9 protein-coding genes are annotated in these 22,490 nt (G+C 62.3%); 3 read left to right on the plus strand and 6 right to left on the minus strand.

Annotated elements, in window-relative coordinates; genetic code table 11:
- Window positions 1-87 precede the first annotated feature (87 nt).
- The 4 genes from FPZ52_RS19000 to FPZ52_RS15745 are packed head-to-tail and all read right to left on the minus strand — an operon-like array spanning window position 88 to window position 3,348.
- On the minus strand, window positions 88-300 hold the full coding sequence (locus FPZ52_RS19000; protein WP_168201391.1) for a helix-turn-helix transcriptional regulator: 213 nt from the start codon (window positions 298-300) through the stop codon (window positions 88-90).
- Complete coding sequence (locus tag FPZ52_RS15735; RefSeq protein WP_146366570.1) at window positions 300-1,142, minus strand: response regulator; 843 nt, start codon at window positions 1,140-1,142, stop codon at window positions 300-302. The genes FPZ52_RS19000 and FPZ52_RS15735 overlap by 1 nt, the downstream gene beginning before the upstream one ends.
- Window positions 1,139-2,911 carry a sensor histidine kinase gene (locus FPZ52_RS15740; protein WP_146366571.1) on the minus strand — a complete coding sequence of 591 codons (1,773 nt, stop codon included), beginning with the start codon at window positions 2,909-2,911 and terminating at the stop codon, window positions 1,139-1,141. Before FPZ52_RS15740 ends, FPZ52_RS15735 begins: the two co-directional genes overlap by 4 nt.
- Entirely contained in the window at window positions 2,908-3,348 is a 441-nt protein-coding gene (locus tag FPZ52_RS15745; RefSeq protein ID WP_420851732.1) for a putative pterin-binding protein, read from the minus strand. The genes FPZ52_RS15740 and FPZ52_RS15745 overlap by 4 nt, the downstream gene beginning before the upstream one ends.
- Window positions 3,349-3,759: 411 nt before the next feature.
- On the opposite strand from FPZ52_RS15745, the gene FPZ52_RS15750 reads away from it, so the two are divergent.
- The 3 genes from FPZ52_RS15750 to FPZ52_RS15760 all read left to right on the plus strand — a co-directional run bounded on the left by FPZ52_RS15750 (window position 3,760) and on the right by FPZ52_RS15760 (window position 5,414).
- Window positions 3,760-4,758, plus strand: a complete 999-nt coding sequence (locus FPZ52_RS15750) for a hypothetical protein (RefSeq protein ID WP_146366573.1) — start codon at window positions 3,760-3,762, stop codon at window positions 4,756-4,758.
- A 294-nt stretch (window positions 4,759-5,052) separates the two neighbouring features.
- On the plus strand, window positions 5,053-5,298 hold the full coding sequence (locus FPZ52_RS15755) for a hypothetical protein (protein WP_168201381.1): 246 nt from the start codon (window positions 5,053-5,055) through the stop codon (window positions 5,296-5,298).
- 5 nt (window positions 5,299-5,303) lie between these two features.
- The gene (locus tag FPZ52_RS15760) at window positions 5,304-5,414 is read left to right on the plus strand and encodes a universal stress protein (RefSeq protein WP_420851733.1); all 111 of its coding nucleotides are present in this window, start codon (window positions 5,304-5,306) and stop codon (window positions 5,412-5,414) included.
- 56 nt (window positions 5,415-5,470) lie between these two features.
- Here FPZ52_RS15760 and FPZ52_RS15765 read toward each other — a convergent pair whose 3' ends face one another.
- Both FPZ52_RS15765 and FPZ52_RS15770 read right to left on the minus strand, forming a co-directional pair.
- Complete coding sequence (locus tag FPZ52_RS15765; RefSeq protein ID WP_146366575.1) at window positions 5,471-6,445, minus strand: calcium/sodium antiporter; 975 nt, start codon at window positions 6,443-6,445, stop codon at window positions 5,471-5,473.
- 504 nt (window positions 6,446-6,949) lie between these two features.
- Window positions 6,950-22,300: an Ig-like domain-containing protein gene (locus FPZ52_RS15770; protein ID WP_168201392.1), complete on the minus strand. Its 15,351-nt coding sequence runs from the start codon at window positions 22,298-22,300 to the stop codon at window positions 6,950-6,952.
- Window positions 22,301-22,490: the final 190 nt, after the last annotated feature.

Here is a 22,490-nt window from a genome sequence, read left to right on the forward strand (position 1 = left end):
TGGCTCCGGAGATCGTGTTTTACCCATGTAACTGGAGCTTTCTCCGGCGGGCTCTGCGCTGCGCAAAGGGGATAGCATGTTGCCGGGTTAGTCCGATCTTATCATCATCGCTCCCGCAAGGATCAGCGCAACCAGATCGGCCTGTCGATTCGTGCCGGTTTTCTGAAACAGGTTGCGCATATGGAACGCAATGGTGGTCTGCGACACGCCAAGATCCTTCGCGACATCGACCGTGCGGGCGCCGTTTGCCAGAGCCCCCGCAACACGTGCCTCGGCCGGGGTCAATCCGAACAGTTCCATCAGCAGCGTTTGCGGCGCAGGACCGCGACGTTCCGGGGTAGAGAGGAACAATGCCAGGGCCGGCGCACATGACTGATCTGACTTTCGTGTTGGCAGCGCGCAGGCCAGCGCCGATACCGTGCCGGCGTCCATCGAACGATGCAGCGAGATGCCGGCCACTTTTTCTTCGCCGGCCCTTGCCGCCTCGAGCGTCTCGGAGATGAAGTTTCGAAATGTGGGGCCCGATATCGGATCCAATGCTTCGACCCCCCCTTACTCTGGATACGGATACAGTCGTCCGACGCAGCCATTTCATGGGCGGCACTGTTGACATGGAGCACCCGCCCCGCCCCATCCAGAAGCACGACTCCCACCGCGACAAGGTCCAACGCCTTTTCGACCCCTCGCTCAGACAGTCCGGCAAGAGCGTCCTGCAGGGCCGTCAACTCGTCATTATGGTGTTTGCGGATGCGCTCGACCTGACGCAGGCGGGCCTCGACCGTGGCCAGCATCAGGTCGTAATCGACGGGCTTGACCAGATAGTCGTCGGCCCCAAGCATCTTTCCCTCGACGATCGCCTTCGGCTCGGACAAGGCGGTGAGAAAGACAAAGGGAATAGCGGCCAATTCAGGACGCTGCCGGCGCAACGACCGGAGTACACCGTAGCCATCCAGACCGGGCATCGAGATATCGCATAGAAACAGATCGGGAGTGGCACGCACAAGCAGGTCCAGCGCCGCATCGCCATTGGCGGCCTCCATGGTGCGGTAACCCGATTCCTGCAACTCCTCGACGATGTCCCGGCGCAGGGCATCTTCATCTTCGATAACGAAGATCAGGGCGGGGCCGGTCGTGCGTGTCATGCCGGAACCGCGTCGAATCGCGGCAGAATCATGCGAAAGGTCACACCTTCCCTGCCCGGCTGCAGGATAACCTCACCGCCCTGCATCCGCGCCAGCGTACGCGCCATGAACAAGCCGATCCCGGTGCCTGCAGTTCCCATGCTGTTTGTACCACGGTAATTACGGTCGAATATCCGTTCCCGTTCTGCTTCGGGAATCGGATTGCCCGTGTTGTGAACATCGCAGAACACGTTCTGCACATCGTCATGCAAGTATATCGAAACCGGCGTTTCCGGAGGCGCATATTTGTGCGCATTCGACAACAGGTTTTCCAGTATCTGCTCGACATGAGCCGGATCGCAGAAAACGACATCGCTATCTTGTGATGCTCGCCTAACATGGATCGCTCGCTCTGGTGCGGCTTCGCGTCGACGAGTGCAAACCGTCCGAACGATCTCTTCCAGCGCGCATCGCACCCGCTGCGCGCCAAGCTGACCCGCATCCAGCCGCGCGGCATCCAACGTGCTGTCGACCAGCCGTGTCAATCCGGCGATGGCGTTGCGGGCGCGGTCGGCGCGTTCCACGATCTCGCCCGGTTCCGCGCGGGCCCCCCGCCGGATCAACCGTTGCAGAGCCGAGTCCGCCACGGCAAGCGGCGTGCGGAACTGGTGCGACACCATCGCTGCGAAATTTCGGTAGAGATCGGCGGCCGATCGTTCGCGCCGCAGGGCATCGTCCAAGTCGCGGGTACGCTCAGCCACCAGGTCCTCAAGGCGGTCCCGGTCCTCGGCTTCCCGTTGCTGTGCGGCATGACGGTCCGTCGCATCATGCAGGAACAGGATCGCACCAATCACTTCACCCTCATTGCGCATCGGGAAAAATCTCAGATCCACGTATCGCGGTTCTGCATCTTTCTCACCAAACAGTGGCTGCAGAGCAAGTTGCCAAGTATCTCCATCAAGTGCGCGCGCTACGCCAGTTCGCAATGGCGCAAGATCGAAGAAGCCGGCAATCTCAATCAACGGGCGGCCTACTACCTGTTCCGCCGACTTCCCAATCAGACCCACCATCGCCTTGTTCCACAGCGTGCAAAGGCCGACACGGTCCACCGCCAGAATGCCCTCGCCGCTGGATGAAATGAGCAGTGTTGAAAAATCCTGAGAACGCCGCAGCATCATGTTGCGTTGGCGCGACTGGCGAAGCGCGCCGCCCAGAATTGCTGCAAGAATCCCACCTGCCACCATGATTCCGACCAGGAAGACAGTGATCTGGCGCAATTGTGCGCGATGAGTTTCCAGCCGGCCACCCAGATCGTTCCAATCCGCGATCATCGCCTTGTTGGCCGCGCGTCCGAAAAGACGGGGCACGGGCTCCAGCGCCGCGCGCAGGCGTACGCCGTCGCCCGGCGAAAACCCGGCAATGATCGGCGCCACGGCGTTCAGGGACGCGGCGATTTGTTCGAGCTCGTCATCATATCCAATCTCTTCGACGAAGCGGCGCTGCGGCCCGTCATTCAGCATCGCGACCCGCCCCTTCAGGATATCGAAACGCAGGGCCAGATCGTCTGTATCGGCTTCACCCAGATCGATGAGCGCCGCCGTTTCCGCGAGACGACGCGCGGCGACCTCGCTCTGGTGCAAGACCCAGAGCATGTTTTCTTCCGCCTCGACCCGCATGGCGTTCTCGATCTCGATCATGCGGACCAGCGAGAACGCCAGCAGCACTGCGAAGACGACGACAGCCACCAGCGGCAGAAGCAAACCAAAGGCCAGATTGCGAAACCGGATCATTGCACCTCGAGATGGGAAAGCTGCCAGACCCAGCGGTAATCATAACGGATGTCCTGCAACACCTCGTAGTCATCCCGCGGATAGACGATCCAGAGCGGTCCCTTGTCATTGCGGGGCAGAGGCTCGCCATCCATTCCGTAAGCCACGATGACCTCGAAATCGTAGAAATCCGCCATCGGGATCTCCACGACATAATCGTTCAGCGCGGTGGCGATGACCAACTCGCCCTTTGCGTCCAACCGCTCGAGAAGATCGCGCACCAGGAATCCGGTGAAACTGTGCGTGCCGTCGGTGACGACTGTAGATGTCTCCAGTGTGACCTGCGGTAATGCGTCCAGTGTCTGACGGTCCAGTTCCACCGCGCTACCAGTGATCTCGCCCGTCACCTGCAAAATGACCTTGTCCATCCCGGCCTGTGCGGCCGCGCCCATCAGCATCAGCGCGCCTGCCGCAGCACCTGTTCGTGTCCGCATTTCTCGCTCCAGTTGTTTTCGTTCCACTTCACCAGTACCCGGACCTTTGCGCAAACTCTTTATCTTGCAACTAATTGCAGCACCCCCTCTGAACGAACGGGGCGTCGTTGGTCTCGTTATGCGATCTTCCGGCCCAAAGTCCGAGATTGGCGAAGTAATCTTGTAATCGGAGTAAATAATGCCTCAGTTTCCCAACTCCGCTTTCGGTCCAAGCAATTTCGGCTTCGGCCTTCCGACGGGATGCGGCGCGTCTGATTATCGGACCAAGAGATTAAACGACATATACAACTGGTGATCCGTCATGGCCTTGGGCGAACGGGCAACGCGCATCCTGTCCCGAAACCAACTGAGATTTAAAAAAAGGAAAAAATTGATATGTGGGATTTCAGCCTTGGCGGCGCATTGGGAATGATGGTGCGCACATCCCCCTTCATTCTCCTGCGCATGGCCGTCTATTTCGGGATTACGCTCGGATACATCCTTGTCACCGGCGCCGGCGCCGGGGTGGGGTATGGCATCGGCGGATTTGGTGATGAGGGAGTCCGGGCCAGCACCACGATGTGGGGAGGTTTTGTAGGGTTCGGCATCTTCGGCGCGGTCATGTATTGGGCACGCGAATACATCCTCTACATCGTCAAGGCCGGTCATATCGCGGTTCTGATCCAACTGATCGACGGGAAACCGATGCCGGAAGGGCGCGGCCAGGTCGCGCATGCCACGACCGTAGTCAAGGAGCGCTTCCCTCAGGCCAGCGTACTGTTCGCGATCGATCAGTTGATCAAGGGAGTCATCAAGGCGATTACCGGTCTGGTGCGGGGCATTCTGACCATTCTGCCGATACCGGGCGTGCAGCAGCTTACGCGCATCCTGTCGGCCTTTCTGCGCGTCGCGGTCGGCTTCGTGGACGAGGTGATCCTTGCCTATGCGATCCGTACCAACTCCACCAACGCATGGATGTCGGCCAAGGAGGCGCTGGTGCTTTATGGGCAGAATTACAAAGTGATGCTGAAAAACGCCGCATGGCTGGCGATCATCGTCTACGGGCTCGGCTTCCTGGTGTTCCTGGTCATGCTCGCCCCGGCGGCGCTTGTCGTCTACATGATGCCGGGCACTTGGGCTGCTGGCAGCGTCATTTTTGCCTTGCTGTTCGCATGGAGCGTCAAGGCCGCGCTGCTGGAACCCTTCGCCATCGCCTGCATGATGCAGGTCTATTTCAAGACGATCGAAGGCCAGACACCCAATTCGGAATGGGAGGCCAAGCTGGAGCAAATGTCGAAGAAATTCCGCAAGCTGAAGGAAAAAGCCCTCGGGGCTGCCGACGCGACGCCAGCCGATAGCGATATCTATGCATGTAACCCGGGGTCGCGTGCTTGAGACCGCAGACAATAGGGTTCAGACCTCTGGAGAATTTCTTGCCGACATCCGCCAGGCGGCACATGCACGTAGTCGAGTGCCAGCGCCAGCCCGAACAACCCACCGTGTGCCGAACCGTTCCTCCAGGAGACGCGCGCAGGTGTCGTGTGCGCGCAAAGCGGGCGAGTTTCTCCTGCTTCATATCCGGCGATTTCTTGGAGAGTGGTCCGAAAAACTTCTCAGGCTCGCCTCGTTCGTGCGCCTGTTCGGGCTGAGCGTCGTAGAAGGGTCTGCCCCTCGATCAAGGCGCTTAAAGTGCATCCACGTTCGTCCTCTATCGTGATGATCGCAACCGTCGTCACCGTGGTCTACACGCACAACCTCGTTATCGAGCGTATGTCGACCAGCCCCGTTTTTTCTGATCTTGATGTCGGCGTGCCGAGTGTGGCGCAAGACACGACTCATACCCAGAAAGTTGCTGATGAAGCGGTTGCGAAGCTCGATGCGACCAAGACACGGCATCTTCGCGCATCGCGACAGGTGAGCCCGAAGACGCCCTGAACAAGCTGGTATCTGAAGAGGGGTTCGACCTTCTGGTGATGGGCGCCTATGGCCACAGCAGGATCAGAAGCCTCATTATCGGGTCCACGACCACAGCGATGATCCAGTCGGTGTAAATCCCGGTGCTGCTATTCAGGGTAAACGGGTCAGAGTTTTCCATGGAAAGTCCATATCAAGGCCAGAGGATCCAGATGTAGGCTGCATATCCGGTGACAAGGATTGCCCCCTCACGTCGCGCGATACGCAGACCTGTCGCCGCGAAGAGCACGAGAAGCGCCGAAACAGCCACCATCACTGGCGCGTCGAACACAACAATCTCCTGCGGGACACGCGAGGGAGCGATCAGGGCAGTCGTCCCGCCTATCCCGAGGATATTATAGATGTTGGACCCCACGACGTTGCCGAACGCAACATCCCCCTGTCTTTTCAGCGCGGCAATGATCGAGGTCACGAGTTCCGGCATGGAGGTCCCGACAGCCACGATCGTCAGGCCGATGACAGTCTCCGAGACCCCGAAGCCACGTGCCAGCGCCACGGCACCGCTGACGAGGAAGAAGCCGCCCACCACGACAAGAACCAGCCCGACAAGGGCAATGAGCAAGGGAACCAGAAGGCGCCGACCCGCATGTGGCGGCGCAATTCCCGGGTCGGCCTCTGCCAGGGCGAGGCTTTTGTCGTGAAGGGCCCCGCCATCCGCAGCCGACTTCTCCTGCCGGATCACGAACCATATATACCCGACCAGAAGTGCGACGAGCGCCGCGCCCGCAATCCGGCCCATCGGTATCACCCAGGTCAAACCTGCGAAACCAGCGGCGACCGCGAGCATCACCATGGCATCCCGACGAAGTGCCGAGCGCGCGACGACAACCGGACAGATCAGTGCAGCGACACCAGCAATCAGAAGGATGTTCGCGATGTTGGATCCCACAACGTTGCCGAAGGCAATCCCCGGGGAACCGTTCAGCCCGGCCTGGACCGAGGTCACGAGCTCGGGCATCGAGGTCCCGAAGCCGACAAGGGTCAAGCCGATCACCAGCGGCGAGATCCCGATACGCTCTGCCGCCTGCACGGCTCCGCGCACCAGCAGTTCCCCTCCTGCCACAAGCAAGATAAGCCCACACAGAAGCGGTAGCCAAGTTTCCATCATGATCGCCGCTCCTCGTTGCAAACTTCGACTTAACACAGGATAGTGGCAATCCTGATCCAGGGCGGCAAGTACAGCGCCCTGCATTATTTTATGCAGACCGGCGCGGCGGATATTCTGGTGCCATGCGTGTGCCGGCTTTTGATGCCGGCGCTGGCGCTCAGTCTTGGTGGACCTTTCGGAGGGGCGCGACGGCTTGGAAGCCTTCCTTGTTCGAATTATCAGCAACCCATAGAGAAACGGCTTCCCCTGTCTGATCGGCAGCTTCTTCTTGCCCGCGGCCCAAGAACTCTTGCGGTAATGCAGATTGACCCCCGAACAGTCGAATTTGGGGTCCCCGTGCTTGTGGGGGTGAACCGAATCTTCCCACTAGGCAGTTGATGGAAATTCCGGAAGCGCCTCGGGAATCCGACATCTGGGATGCTTGAGCCTACGCGTTCACGATCAATGTCGTCTTCCATTTCGACTGGCTGGGCGGCGAGAAACGCGACGCGTCGTCATCAGGGCTCAGCGCATGGCTTCATCCCAATGCATCAGAGCGTTTGCGAGCTCGATCGAGGCGTTGGAGGATCGATTGAGTTCGGTATCGAGTTGCGCGGAAAAGCGCGCAGACCATCCGCCTGCGGCGGCCTCGTCGACGTCGGTGATCTCGCTTACGGATCCGGTCGGCAGATCGATGCGGAAGTTTTCTGTGACAGTGCCGTCGTCGCTGAGGACATGAACGGATATGTCCAGCACACCGGCACCGGCCGGGGGGTGACCAACCAGCATGCCGCCGCCCGAGACGCCAAGCCAGCCGGGCAAGGCACGGCCATCGCTCAATGTCACGCTATGCTCAAGCAAGCCTTCGCTGCCGGATGCACGCACCAGCACGTAAATGAAATTGTTCTCCATGACAGTATCTACGGTCACCAGCCGCGCGGCGGCCCCTTCGCTGGCCGAGACCCGATCGAATCCGCCGAGTTTGAAATCCATGCCGCCGACAACGTCTTCGGGCTGTCCGTAGCCCTGCCAAGCCTCGGAGCGGCGCACAGCCCACAACACGATTCCGTCAGTATCCGAGGTCCAGGTGCCGTTGAGGCTGACGGCCTCGTTGACAGCGTCGATGATCAGGGCCGCTCCGCTCGTTCCGGTAACGTTGTTGACCGTGTTCAGCACGGCGCCATCGACCTGCAAGGGCACATATCCCGGGACAGGTGGGCCGGCGTCGTAGGGACCGTCGCGGTAATAGTCGGTCAGGACTTCTCGGTGGGTATCGTCGAGAGGTTCGACGACGACGGTGACGGTATAGGTCAAGGTGACGGTGCCATCGGTCACCGTGTAGGTGAAGTCGTCGGTGCCGGTGAAATCCGGGTCGGGCGTGTAGGTGAAACTGCCATCGGCATTGATCGTGACGGTGCCGTTTTCCGGCGGGGCGGCAGGCCCGCCATAGGTTAGCGGGTCGCCATCGGGATCGGTGAAGGGCGGCAGCTGGCCCTCGTGCGGGGTCTCTTCGTGCGTGGTCACCGTGATCGTGCCATCGCCGCCGTCGGGAACGGGCGGGTCGTTGACCGGGTTCACGTCGATGTCGACCGTATAGGTCACGGTAACGGTGCCATCGGTCACCGTGTAAGTGAAGCTGTCGGGGCCATTGTAGTCCGGGTCTGGCACATATGTATAGCTACCGTCCGGATTGATGGTAACGGTCCCGTGTTCTGGTCGTATGGCAGGGCCACCATAGGAAATTTGATCCCCATCGGCATCGGTTGCAGGCGGCAACTGGCCGCTGACCGGTGTGTCTTCGTCAGTGGAGATCTCGGTATCGCGACCGATGGGTTCGTCGTTGACCGGGGTAACATCGACGGTGACCGTGACCGTCATCGTGCCGCCGTTGCCGTCATCGACCTCGACATCGAAGCTATCTTCACCATGAAAATCCGGGGCGGGCGTGTAGGTATAGGTGCCGTCGGGGTTCAACACGACGGTGCCGTTCCCGGGCGGATCAGCGATGGTGAAGGTCGGCGTATCATTGTCTGGGTCGTCAACCTCGATCGCGCCGTTTACCGGCGTATCCTCTGGGGTGGTGACAGTGGCATCGGGAACTTCGGGGACGTCATTGACCGGGGTGACCACGATTACGGCGGTATCCGTGTCGGTCAGTGCCCCGCCCGCGCCGGTATTGCCGCGGTCGTTGGTGGTCATCGTCAGCACGACCGGATTATTCGAATCGGCGACCGGATGGTAGACTGGTGCCGAGGATCCGGCCAGCCAGGCATTGATGTTTGCGAGCGATCCGTTCAGCACGAGGCTGCCGGAGCCTGAACCGCTGACGCTCACACCGCCGCCGCCCGTTGCCGAAAGCTGGCCCCAATCTACCGAAAGCGTCACGCGGATCGCCTGACCTGCCGCATCCGCGTCGGTCACAGACAGGCCCGTCAGCCGCAATGGCATATCCTCGGTGGCGGTGAAGCTGGTCGGCAGAGCGTTGACCGGCGGATCGTTCACGGGGCGCACGTCGATGGTAAAGGTGTTCGGCACCGGATCGGTATCGGTATCGTCGCTGACCGCAAAGGTGAAGGACGACAGCGCCACGCCGTTTGCATCCGGAGCGGGCGTGTAGAGCAGCTCCGCGATATCGCCCGCCGCGATCGTCTGCCCTGCGGCAATCGGCACGCCCAGCAGGCTGAGGGTGCCGTTCGCGGGCAGCGAGGTGATGGTGACCGAGGTCAGTGCATCCTCGGGATCGACATCGGTGAATCCGAAATCGCCGATGGCGAAGGCGTAGCTGGTATCCTCGTCGATGGTCACCGTCCGATCGGTCCCGTCAGGGGCGTCGTTGACCGGGGTGATCGTCAGGTTGACCGTGGCGGTGGCGATGCCGCCATTGCCGTCATCGACCTGGTAGGTGAAGCTGTCATTGCCGTGGTAATCGGCATCCGGCGTGTAGGTGAACGTGCCATCGGCGTTGAACACCAGATCACCATGGGCCGGGCCTGCGACAACCGAGGCGGCCAGATCGTCGCCATCGGGATCATTGTAGTCGCCCGACAGATCGCCCGACAGGGCCACGTCCTCGGCCGTGGTGAAGGCATTGTTCGCGGCCGTGGGTTCGGGGTTGATCACGGTCCATGTGAAGTCGCGCTCGATCACGCCGCCGTTGCCGTCATCCACGGTGATGGTGACGGCATAGTCCGTGCGCCCGGTTGGTCCGGAGGCGTCATTCTCGATCGTGCCTGTGATCTCGCCCGTTGCGGCGTTGATCGACAGACCCGGGGGCAGATCGGTGGCGGCGAAGCTCAGCGGGTCGTTCTCCGGATCGCTGAAGGCATCGCCCGCCGGATAGGCGATGCTCGACGCATCCGTATCGGTACGCGGCGGCAGGCCCGGTGCCTCGGGCGTGTCATTGGCACCCGTCACGGTGACGGTCAATATCGCCGTGTCGGTCCCGCCATTGCCGTCCGAGACCGTGTAGGTAACCGAGGTGACGCGGGCCTCGCCCACGCCCAGATCATCGAAAGCGGTGCCCGGATCGAAACTGAAGGCGCCATTGGCGCTAATGGCAAAACTGCCGCCATTGTCGCCCGCGATCACGGTGCCGACCTGACCGCCGTTTCCGTCGACTGCGGACACGGTCAGGATGTCTCCGTCCGGATCGCCGTCCCGCCCGGGCCCATCGAGGATCACATTGCCACTGATCGCGCTGTTTTCGCCGGTCGTGACCGCATCGTCCACGGCAACGGGCGGATCGTTGACCGATGTCACCGTCAGATCGACCGTTGCGGTATCCGTGCCGCCCGCCCCGTCATCAATGGTGTAGGTGAAACTTGGATCGCCGTTGAAATCGGGATTCGGGATAAATGTCACGGTTCCGTCACCATTGAGCGTGACGCTACCGCCCTCGACCGGCATGAAACCACCCGGCGCGATGGGCTGTCCGTCGATCTCGGTGATGGTCAGCGGATCGCCATCCACATCGCTGTCGTTGCCCAGCGGATCGAAGGTGAGGGGCGTATCCTCGTCGGTGGCGGCGGTGTCATTGGTCGCAACCGGGGGATCGTTAACTGCACCGACCGTGACATCGATCGTGTAGGTCACCGCCTCGGTCCCATCGGAGACGGTATAGGTGAAACTGTCGGTGCCGTTGAAATCCGCATCCGGCGTGTAGACATAGCTGCCGTCGGAATTGATCAAAACCGTACCGTTCGCGGGCGCGCCGCCCAGATCGTAGGTGACCGTATCGCCGTCGGGATCGCTCGCCGCGGGCAACTGGCCGTTGAACGGTGTATCCTCGTCGATGACGATCGCGTCATCGGCGGCGGCGGGCGGATCGTTCAGCCCGGTCACGGTGATGGTGATGATCGCGGTGTCGGTGCCGCCCTGTCCGTCCGAGACGGTATAGGATACGCTGGTCGTCTCGCTCTCGCCCGCGCCCAGATACTGGAAGTCGCCCAGCGGATCGAAGATGAAGGTTCCGTCACCATTCACGGTGAACTGGCCACCCGTCGACCCGGCAACGCCCGCGCCCACCGCCCCCGCCGCGCCGTTCACCGCCGTAACGATCAGTACATCGCCTTCGAGATCGCTGTCATTGGGCAGCACGTCGTTCGCGATAGCGCTGTCCTCGTCCGTGGTCTCGGCGTCGTTGGCGGCAATCGGCGGGTCATTCACCGGCACGACGGTGATCGTCGACACCGCATCGGCGGATACCGCGCCCTGCAGATCAGTGGCGGTGAAGCTCAGCGTGCGGTCACCCGCCGTGGGATCATCGGTCGTGTTTTCATAGCTGATCGCGCGCAGTAACTCGTTGATATCGACCTGCGGCATCGGCGTCGTCGCACTGGCCGCATTGGCAAAGCTCAGCCCCGTCGCCGGATCGTAATCATAGGCGAATGTCGTTTCGCCGAAGGTCACCGTGCCGCTGCTCGCGGTGCCGACCGTCAGCGTCGCGCCGGACCCGAGGTGAATGATCTCCGCCCCGGTATCGGCGAAACCCGCCAGTGATATGTCGAGGCTGATGATTTCGTCTTCGACATCGAAAACCACGGCATCGATATCGGCGACCGCGACAGGATCGCCGCCTTCAGTGAACGTGTCGGCATAGCCGAGCCCGGTCCCGTCCGCATCCAGATCGAGCGTCGGCACATCGTTCACGCCGGTCACCGTGACGGTTACAGTGGCGGTGCTGAACCCGCCCTCGCCATCCGTCACCCGGTAGACGATGGTATCGATCCCGATGAAGTTCTCGTCCGGCACATAGTTCAGCGTTTGGTTGGGATTGATGGTGACAGTGCCGTTGCCAGCCTCGGGAGGTTGATCGCCGTCCACACTCAGCACGTCGCCATCCGGATCGATGTCGTTGCTCAGCACGTCGATATCAACGGCCGTATCCTCGGGCGTGGCTATCGCATCGTTGGCCGCCGTGGGTGCCGGATTGGTGACGATGAAGGTGAATTCGCCCTCCACCGCGCCGCCATTGCCATCGTCGGCGGTGACGGTGACGGTGTAGATTCCGTCGCCCCCCGGACCGCCCTGGCTGGCGTCGCTGGCGATGGTGCCGGTGATCGCGCCCGTCGCGGAATTCATCGACAGCCCGGCGGGAAGCCCGCTGGCCGAGAAGTTCAGCGTATCCCCCTCGACATCGTGGAAATACTCCGCGATGTCGAGTTGATCGACGTCAAGCGACTGGCTGTCGGCCTTGGTCACGTCGGGAAGGCCGTCGGCATCGACGGTGGGCGCATCGTTGATGCCGGTCACGATCACCGTCAGCGTCGCCGTGTCCGTGTGCCCATCGTCATCCGATATCGTGTAGGTGATCGTGGTCGCACGGCTCTCGCCGGCCTGAAGATCCTCGAATTCCTCGTTGGGGGTGAAGCTGTAGCGCCCGTCCTCGTATACGATGAAGTGCCCGCCATGCGAACCGCTCGCGAGGACGCTGCCACCACCGGGTATCGACGCACCATTGACTGCGGTGACGCTGATCGCGTCACCGTCAGGATCGCTGTCATTGGCCAGAAGCCCGTCCACGGCATCGACATCCGTCTGACCGCTGTCCTCGGAAACCTCGCCAGTGCCCGGTAGCGTGTCGTTAATGGCGGATGGCGGCAGGTTGGAAATGACCCAGGTGAAGGTGTCGGAGACGGTCTCGCCATTGCCGTCATCGGCGGTGACCTGGACCGTATAGACCCCGTCGTTGCCTGGACCGCCCTGGCTTGCATCATTCACGACAGTACCGCTGACGATGCCGGTATCGGGGTCGATGGTCAGGCCCGACGGCAGGCCCGTGGCGTTGAATGTCAGATCATCGCCGTCGACGTCCGAGAAATACACGGACAAGTCGATCGCCTCGGGGCCGGTCTTGTCCTGGCCGTCATTATCGGTCTCGTCGGGAAGCGGCTCGTTGATGACCGGCGTGTCGTTGACCGCGTTCACCGTTACCGTCACCTGCGCGGTCGAGATACCGCCATTGCCATCATCGATCGTGTAGGTGATCGTATCGGTGCCGTTGAAGTCGGCATCCGGGGTATAGGTCAGCGTACCATCGTTCTCGATCACAACGCTTCCGTTGCCGGCCATCGCCCCGGTCACGGTCAGCGGATCGCCATCGGGATCGGTGTCGTTGACCAGCACCTCGATGTTGACTTCGGTGTCCTCGTCGGTGGTGGCTGCATCATTCGCGGCGGTAGGCGCGGGATTCGTGACCGTCAGATCGAAAGTCGCGGTCGTCGACAGCCCGGTTCCACCCGCGCGGTCCCATGCGGTGACGGTGATCGGATAGATGCCATCAGAGTTCGGTCCGTTCTGGCTGGCCCCCCGGTCTATGGTGCCGGTGATGACGCCGGTCGCGGGATTATAGGTCAGCCCGGCGGGCAGGCCTTCGATCACGTAGTTCAACGCGTCGCCATCCGGGTCCGAGAAGAAGGGGGCAAGGTCGATACTGACGGTATCGCCGTCGGCGCGGACCATGTCGTCGATTTCGTTGGGATCGACAATGGGCGCGTCGTTATCGGCGGCCACATTGACGGTAACGGTGTATTCGTTGCTGCCGCCGTTGCCGTCCTCGATGATGTAGGTGAAGCTGTCGGTCCCGTTGAAATCCGGATCGGGGTCATAGGTATAGCTGCCGTCCGGATCGATCGTAAGCGCGCCATGATCGGGCGGCGTGCCTCCGGCGCTGTAGGTCACGTCGTCGCCATCGGTATCGGTCGCGGCGGGCAACTGTCCGGCGAAGGTTTCGTCCTCGCCGGTCGAGACCGCATCATCGGCGGCGACCGGCGGGTCGTTGGTTGGCGTCACGGTGCCGGTGACGATGGCCATTGCGGTGCCGCCCGCGCCATCCATGACGCGATAGGTGAAACTGGTCGCGCCGTTGAAATCGTCATCCGGCGTGAACAGCACGGTGCCGTCGGCCTGAAGCGCGACCGTGCCGCCGGTGACCGCCACGGTGCTGCCGACCGTCACAGGCGCGCCGTCGATCTCGAACACGTCCAACTCGTCGCCATCGACGTCGCTGTCATTGATCAGCACATCGATGATCGCGGGCGTGTCCTCGTTCGTGGTGAAGCTGTCATCCCTGGCGACGGGCGTATCGTTGACCGCGTTGACCGTCACGTTCACCGTACCGGTATCGGTGCCGCCATTGCCGTCATCGATGGTGTAGGTGAAGCTGGGGCTGCCACTGCTGTCAGGGTCGGGCGCGTAGGTCAGGCTGCCATCGGTTTCCATCGTGACGATGCCGCCGTCGACCGGAACAGAGCCGCCCGGCACGATGGGTTGTCCGTCCACCTCTGTAATGGTCAGTGGATCGCCGTCGGGATCGGTGTCGTTGCCGCGCGGGTCGAAGGTGACGGGCGTATCCTCGTCGGTGGTGACGGTATCGCCGGTCGCCTGAGGCCCGTCATTGACCCCGGTGACAGTGATCACGACCGTTGCCGTGTCGGTGCCACCTTCGCCATCGGTGATCGTGTAGCTCACCGTGGTCTGGCGGATCTCGCCTGTCGCCAGATCGTCAAAATCTGTGCCCGGATCGAAGCTCAGCGACCCGTCCGAGGCAATGGTGAAGCTGCCGCCATCGCTGCCCGCGACAGCGGCCCCGACATTGGCAGCCGCCCCCGCCACGCGGCTGACGGTAACCATGTCACCATCGGGGTCACTGTCTGCGCCGCTACCGTTGTCATCGAGAACCGATCCCGTCAGCGACGTGTTCTCGGTCGTGGACAGGTCGTCATCGAAGGCTTCGGGCGCGGGGTTCGCGACGTCCCAGGTGAAGGACCGGCTGGCGGTCAGCCCGCCCGGATCGGTCGCGATCACCGTCACTCCGTAGGGTCCGCCGGTGCTGGCGTCGCTGTCGATCGTGCCGCTGACGATCCCGGTCGCCGGGTCGATGATCAACCCCGGTGGCAGGCCGGTGGCCGAGAAGCTCAGCGTATCGCCATCGGGGTCGCTGAAATTGCCGGACAGGTCCAGCGTCACGCTGTCGGCATCGTTCGACTGCCGATCGGGGATCACCGAACTTTCGGGAGTGTCGTTGACCGGGATCACGGAAAGATTCACCGTGCCGATATCGGTGCCGCCATTGCCGTCATCGACGGTGTAGGTGAAGCTGGGATCGCCGTTGAAGCCATCGTCGGGGGTAAAGGACAGCGACCCATCGGGTTCCATCGTTACCATGCCCCCTTCGACGGGGATGGAACCGCCCGGTGCGATTGGATTGCCGTCGATCTCGGTAATCGTCAGCGGATCTCCTTCGGCATCGATATCGTTGTCACGCGGATCGAAACTGACCGGCGTGTCCTCGGGCGTGGTCACCGAGTCTTCGGTCGCCTCGGGCGGGTCGTTCTCGGCTGTGACCGTCACATCGACAGTATACTCGACCGTCGCGATACCATCTGTCACCGTGTAGGTGAAGCTGTCGGAGCCGTTGAAATCGGGATCAGGCGTGTAGGTGTAGCTGCCATCGGCGTTGATCGTGACTGCGCCGTTCGCAGGCGCGGTCGCGCCTGCCGCATAGGTCAGCGTGTCGCCGTCGGCATCCGTCGCTGCGGGAAGGTCGCCGTTGAACGCGGTGTCTTCCGGTGTCGTGATCACGTCGTCGGCGGCAGCCGGCGGGTCGTTGACGGGGGCCACGACGATATCGGCCGTGTCGGTATCCGTCAGCGCCCCGCCCGCGCCGGTATTGCCCTGGTCATCCGTAACCATCGTCAGCGTCACGGTGCCGCTGAAGTCCGCTCCCGGTGTGAAGACCGGCGCGGCACCCGAGGACAGATAGGTGTTCAGGTCGTCAAGCGTGCCGGTAAGCGTGATCACCGCCCCGCCCGAGCCGCTGACGGCGACACCCGCGCCCGCCGTCGCAGCGAGCGTGCCCGACGAGACGCTGAGCGTGATCGTCATCTCACCGCCGTCCGCATCGGGATCGGCGATCGACAGCCCGGTCAGCGCCATCGCGGTGTCTTCGTCGGTGCCAAAGGTTGCGGGCAGCGTGTTCACCGGCGGATCATTCACCGCGTCGACATTGAAGGTGAAGGTGTTCGGCGTGGCGTCGGTGTTCTGGCCACCATTCGCCGTGCCGCCATTGTCGCGCAGTTGGAAGGTGAAGAAGGCAAGGCCCGTGCCGCTCGTCCCCTCGTCCGGGGCCCATTCCAGCTGACCGATGCTGGCCGCGCCGATCGCCTGCCCGGCGGTCACCGCTGTGCCGCCCAGCGTCAGCCTGCCATTGCCCGGCAGGGTGGTGACAATCACCGTCTGCAGCGTGTGGGCAGGACTGTCGTGGGGATCGGTGAACCCGAAATCCGCAGCCGTGAAAGTATAGCTGGCGTCCTCGGCGATCGTCACGGTCTTGTCGGTGCCTTCGGGCGGATCGTTCACCGGCGTGATCGTGATCGTCGCGGTATCGGTATCCGTCAGCGCCGGTCCGCCCGTCTGACCGTTGTCATTCGACACCATGGTCAGGGTCGCGGCGGTAATGCTGTCTGCGACCGGTGTATAGATGGGGGCCGATGCCCCACCCAGCCAGGCGTTCAGTTCCGCGACCGTGCCGGTCAGCACCAGGCTGGCCGTCCCCGACCCGGTTACGACCACGCCACCGCCCGCCGTCCCGACGAGCGTGCCCGCATCCACCGACAGCGTGATCGACACGTCGCCCGATCCCGCATCATTGTCAGCCACCGACAGACCGGTCAGGGTCAGCGCGGTATCTTCAAGCGTGGTGAAAACGGCGGGCAGCGTGTTCACCGGTGGCGCGTTGATCGAGGCAACCGAGACATCGACGGCCGCCGTCTCCGTCACCCCGTTCGAGGTCACGGTGTATGTGAAACTCGCGGCCCCGTTGAAGTTCAGATCCGGCGTGTAGACCAGATTGCCGTCGGTGGTCAGTGTGACCTCGCCATTTTCCACCGACACGGGCGCACCGCCCGCCGTGATCGCCGTGCCGTCCACCGCCGTGATCGCCCGGCCCGTGTTCTCGAAGGTATCGTTGGCAAGAACAGTAATCTCCACGGGTGCGTTCTCGTCCGTGGTTGCGTTGTCGTCGGCAATATCGGCCGCCGGCGTGACCGTGATCGCCACCGTATCGGTATCGGTCGCCGAACCGTCGTCGGTCGTGATGGTCATCTGCGCCGGCCCGTTATAATCGGCAAGCGGGTCGTAGAACGCCCCCTCCAGCGCCGCGTTGATATCCGCCGCCGTCCCCGAGAACGTCATCGTCGCGTCGCCACTGCCATCACCGGTCGAGAAACTCAGCCCCGCCGCCCCCGACAAGCTGAGAGTGCCGTTGGTCACGCTCAGCGTCACCGTCAGCGTGCCACCGTCGCCATCGGCCACCGAGACCGCGTTGCCATTCGCCGCGCCGAAGCTCAGCGCCAGGTCCTCTACCGTGGTCTGCGCACCCGGCACCGTGTTGGTCGGATCGTCCGGCACCGGCGTCACCGTAACGCTGACCGTCGCCTGATCAGTGCCGCCGTTGCCATCGTCGACCGTGTAGCCGAAGCTCGGGCTGCCGTTGAAATCCGCATCTGGTGCGTAGGTCAGCGTGCCGTTCGCGTTCAACGTGACGGTGCCGCCCTCTACCGTCACGAACCCGCCCGGCGCGATCGGCTGGCCATCGACCGCCGTGATCGTCAGCGGATCGTCTTCAGGATCGATGTCATTGCCCAGGACGTCGATGGTGACCGATGTGTCTTCGGCGGTGGTGACCGCATCATCGCCCGCAACCGGCGGATCGTTCTCGGCAGTGACGGTGATCGTCGTCGTTGCCACCCCGGAGTCGAAGACGCCGTCATTGACCGTTACCTCGACGGTCCGGTCGCCCTCCACCGGGTCGTCATCGGTATTCCTGAACCCGATTGCGCGGATCGCGGCAGCATAGTCCGCCTTGCTGGCCTCGCCCGTCAGCGTCACGGTAATCTGACCTGCCACCGATGTATCGAGTGCCGCCGAAATCTCCGCCGGCAGTGTTCCCACCACCAGCTCGTCCCCGGCGAGGGCATTGGTCAGAACGATGTTGGCCGCAACCATTTCAGCACTGTCATCATCGATCACCAGGTTTGCCGGATCGGCAATCGATACCGCCGCATCGCCTTCGGTATAGGAGGCCTGGTAGTCGATACCCGCCACCGCATCGGAATTGAGATCCACGACCGGCGGCAGCGAGACACTGTCACGATAGTCCAGATCAAAGGTCGGCGGCGCGGCGTCGCTGCCATCGGCGGCGGTGTCGTCATCGCTGTCAGCCAGGTTGTAGATGCCGCTTGCGTCAATGTTCTCGTCCTGGGCCACGAACCCGTCACCGGCGTCGGCACCTTCGAAGATGTCCAGCAGGCCGTCGCCGTCGGTATCGGTCGTGTCCGTGATGGATGTGGGTGCACCGTCGCCCCGCTCGGCAATATCGGCGGTGCCATCGTCGTCGCTGTCGTCGTCGAGGTAATCCGCCGTCCCGTCGCCATCGGTATCCACCGGCGTCAGCCCGACGCTGGCGCCCGGCGTTACATCGCCCGTATCGGCATCATAGGCGTCATCCAGCCCGTCGCCATCGGAATCCACGCCCGACGGCGCGATGTAGCCCGCCGTGGTCTGCGCCTCGACATTATCGGTGATCCCGTCATTGTCGCTGTCGAGGTCAAGATGATCCAGTCTCCCGTCGCCGTCGGTATCCGCGTAAACCGCCCCGATGGATATCGTGAAGGCCGTGCCGGCAAAGGCGGGATCATCCACCGAAAAGGCGATGTTCACCCCGGTCGCCGCCACAACGCGAATGGACCAGTCGGGATCGACCGTGTTGCCGGTCGTGGTCGGGTTGAAGGTCACCGACCCGTCATAAATGCCCGACGCGATCGACAGTGATCCGTTGGGATCCTCCACGATGATCTGGGCACCGGGGCTGGTGATCGTGAAGAAATCATGGCTCTCGAACCAGACCGGGGTCAGGTCCGACTTCGAGGAGATGACGAGATCCGCCGGGATGTCGAACGTCAGGTCGAGTTCCGCCGTTGACACCGTATCCGGCACACGCATTTCGATTTCGCCGACATCCTCGTGGGTCGCGACGTCGCCGCTGGTCGACGATGTGATGTTCAGCGGGCGCCCGTTGTAATCGAGTGTCGGGACAGGGGTCCCGGTGCCGATATTCGTCGTGTCTATGGGCACGATTACGGAGGTGTCGAACCCTTCCTCGACATCGAGGATACCGTCATTGTCGTCGTCGATATCATCGTCGTCGATAACGCCATCGCCATCGGTATCGACAAATCTGGGATTGTCGCGATAGTCGAAATCAGTCGCTAGCGGCACCGCGTTGCTGCCATCCGCCACCACGTCGTTGTCGCTGTCGCGCAGGTTGAACTCGTTGCCGGTCAGGTTCTCGTCATTCGGATCGAACCCGTCCGCGGCATCGGCACCCTCGAAAATGTCGAGCAACCCGTCGAGATCGGTATCCGTCGTGTCCGTGATGGATGTCGCCTGGCCGTCGCCGCGCTCGACGATATCCGGTGTACCGTCCTCGTCGCTGTCGTCGTCCAGATAGTCCGCCGTCCCGTCGCCATCGGTATCGACCGGCGTCAGGCCGGGTGTCTCGTCCACCTCCATCACGGAGATATTGTCAGCGGTGATGTCGATACTCTGCGTCGCAGTCGATATGTCGTCGAACAGGATCGTGGTCTGCTCACCGCTCGCGACGAAAGTGATCGTGTGGCTCGTCGTGCCGCTGCTGCTGGTCTTGCTGACGATCTCATTCGCCAGAACCGCCGTGCCGTCGAGGGCCTGAATATCGAGGGCGACGGTGCCGCCGCCTCTGCCTGCTCGTCCGATATCGAAGGTCAGTTCATAAGCCTGACCCGGTATCGTGGAAATCGTCTGGCGGGCGTCTCCGAAATCCGTCGAGTTGGAATCGTTGAACGTCATCCGATTGCCGAGACCGGTAACCTGACCGGTGACCGTCCAGCCCGCCAGCGAACCGCCATCGAACGTCCCGTTGGTAATCAGTTGCTCCGGACCATAGGCGTCGTCCAGCCCGTCGCCGTTCGTGTCGATCCCCAGCGGCGCGATATAGCCCGCGGTCGTCTGCGCCTCGACATTGTCGGTGATCCCGTCATTGTCGCTGTCGATATCAACGTGGTCGAACAACCCGTCACCATCGGAATCCTGCGGTCCCGTAACCGGCGCGCGCAGGGCCAGCCCGACCTCTCTGAGCTGTGTCCGGTTGTCGCTCTGGGGACCGTAGGTGTAGCTGGTTTGCCCGATGACATCGAATGACCCGACACCGAAATAGGTCTGGCTGAGGGCATAGTAGTCCGGGAGCGTGTCCTCGTAGTGATCGGTCCGCAGATTCGTCAGAAGTTCCCGACCCAATTCATTGCCGGCCGTGTCATACAGAACCACGGTGGCGTTCCGTAATCCGTCGCCTTCGCCCGTACCATCCGTCAGTGACCGATCATTTGCGATGACGAAGGTGTCGACCGCAAGCCCCCCGACCGCCTGCACCGGCGACAGGGGCACACTCAGCGTGAAGTCGGGATAATCCGCGTTCGCGCCCTCCGGGTCGATCAAAAGCCACTGGGCATTGGATGTATCGCCATCCGTCAACAAGGACAGGTCCGGGCTGCCAACTGTCGTGGCACCGGTCAGCGTCGGCGCACCCCAGTAATCCGGGCCGATATAGTCTGCCGGTTCGTAATCAGCATACTCGTTGACGTCGACGATCCCGTCATTGTCGTCGTCGATGTCATCGGCATCGGCCACGCCGTCATTGTCAACATCGCCCACGACTGCGACCGTCGCCGTCGCGGACGAGGATGTGACCGAGCCGTCACTGACGCTGACCTCGATCACCCGGTCACCCAGGGCCGGGCGCAACTCCGTGTTCTGGAACGATACCGCCCGGATCGCCGCTGCATAGTCGCTACCCGACGCCGCGCCCGACAGGGTAACGGTGATTTCCCCGGCAACGCTGGTATTGATGCTTGCCGTGATCCCGGCCGGTAAGGTGCCGACCGTCAGCACGTCTCCGGCCTCGGCATTTGTCAGGACGATCGACGCCGATTGCAGATCGATCCCCGGCGTATGGGCGACCGAATTATCGGTAGCTGCGATACTGACCGCGGGGCCGCTGGTCAGGTAGGTTGTTGCGTGATCGCGCCCCGATCCGGCGACCTCATCTGTCGCAGTGAGTGCGCTGACACTGTCGATATTGATGTTGTCGGCCGAGCCCGTTCCGACGAAATTGAACTGAAGATCACCCGTCGAATTCACGGTCTCCGGCAGGTCGATCACGATATCGGTGAATCCGAACCCGCTGAAGGTATCCGTGTTTCCGGAGGCGCCGTTAAGGTAGAAGACTCCCCCGACCGGCTGGCCGTCTTGCAGTGGATCACTGGTGATCGGCGTGCGGAGATAGGCATAATCCACGCCTCCGATCGAGATCAGCACCCCTGACCTGATAAGCGGGATGGCGCCGTTGTTGAATGACGCCTGAAGGGTCAACTGTGCCGCGCCGGACGATGCAAACCCGTTGTCCCAGCCGGACAACCCGGTCTGGGTCAGCGTGCCCACCGCATTGTCGTTCATGAACCGATATATGCCGCCGTACGACTCGCCTATATCCTGCCATACGCCCGCAGTCCCCGTGGCGGTCCATCCCGCGATGCCCCCGTCGAACGCGCCGTTGTCGATCATCTCAACCGGGGCCTGTTCCGAGTTCAGATCGACGACCGGAACCGCCAGCAGATGCGCGTAGTCCGGCATCGTCAGCGCGGCAGCCTCGATCTCACCGGTTTCTCTTTCGAGATCCCAGTCGCCACCCAGATCGGTCGCGCCGGTATCATCAACCGAGGCCGCGATATCGGCACCCGTCAGTCCGGCGAGGGTGGTCATCGCCCGCGCACCTTCGGCACCCGCACCGAAGTCGCACCCGTAGATCAGGATATCCGCGCTGTCCGACAACGCCGCCGCGACGCGCGCCAGATCGTCAGCGTACTCGCCGTCCATGCTATCCGCCGTCAGCTGAGCCGAGCCGAGCCACAGCCTTCCCGCGTCGCCATGGGACACGATGTGAAGCGCATCAATCCCCGTCTGCCCGTCCAGCGCCGCTGCGATCTGTTCGACACCGTCCGAACCCTGGTCGAGGACGATGACTTCGTCCGCGCCTTCGATCTGCGACGCTATCTGGTCGGCATCCGGGACCGCACCATCGACAATGACGATTTGCCGCCCAGTGCCTTCCCGCAAGAGATCGGCCGACAGATCCGCAAGCGCGTCGATCAGGGCCTCTTCCTGGTGCAGGTTCTCGCTGCCGGGCTCTGGCGGGGTCGCGAGATCCGCCGGCGATGCGTCGCGGATTTCGTCCACAGCCGCGCCCGCTGCGGCGTCGAATGCGATCCGCTGCTCCAGTTCCATCAGCATTATTTCGCGGACGGTGCGCGGTTCTGGTTGCCTGCGGGGACGCGCCCGTAAATGCCTGCCCATGTCACACCTTTGGGTCGTGCGGTCGGCCAATAACTGAACTGTATAAAAATCGCGGGATTACTACGATCTATCCTGACTCAGTTAGAAACGAATCTTCCATTCTGTCAATGTTTGGCACCGA

This window comes from Qingshengfaniella alkalisoli, from assembly GCF_007855645.1.
GTDB lineage: Bacteria > Pseudomonadota > Alphaproteobacteria > Rhodobacterales > Rhodobacteraceae > Qingshengfaniella > Qingshengfaniella alkalisoli.

What these genes read in the sequence shown, in the direction of transcription:
- FPZ52_RS19000 (WP_168201391.1), bottom strand. Translation starts at nt 300, where the DNA reads ATGGAACTGTTCGGATTGACCCCGGCCGAGGCACGTGTTGCGGGGGCT.
- FPZ52_RS15735 (WP_146366570.1), bottom strand. Translation starts at nt 1,142, where the DNA reads ATGACACGCACGACCGGCCCCGCCCTGATCTTCGTTATCGAAGATGAA.
- FPZ52_RS15740 (WP_146366571.1), bottom strand. Translation starts at nt 2,911, where the DNA reads ATGATCCGGTTTCGCAATCTGGCCTTTGGTTTGCTTCTGCCGCTGGTG.
- FPZ52_RS15745 (WP_420851732.1), bottom strand. Translation starts at nt 3,348, where the DNA reads ATGCTGATGGGCGCGGCCGCACAGGCCGGGATGGACAAGGTCATTTTG.
- FPZ52_RS15750 (WP_146366573.1), top strand. Translation starts at nt 3,760, where the DNA reads ATGTGGGATTTCAGCCTTGGCGGCGCATTGGGAATGATGGTGCGCACA.
- FPZ52_RS15765 (WP_146366575.1), bottom strand. Translation starts at nt 6,445, where the DNA reads ATGATGGAAACTTGGCTACCGCTTCTGTGTGGGCTTATCTTGCTTGTG.
- FPZ52_RS15770 (WP_168201392.1), bottom strand. Translation starts at nt 22,300, where the DNA reads ATGGAACTGGAGCAGCGGATCGCATTCGACGCCGCAGCGGGCGCGGCT.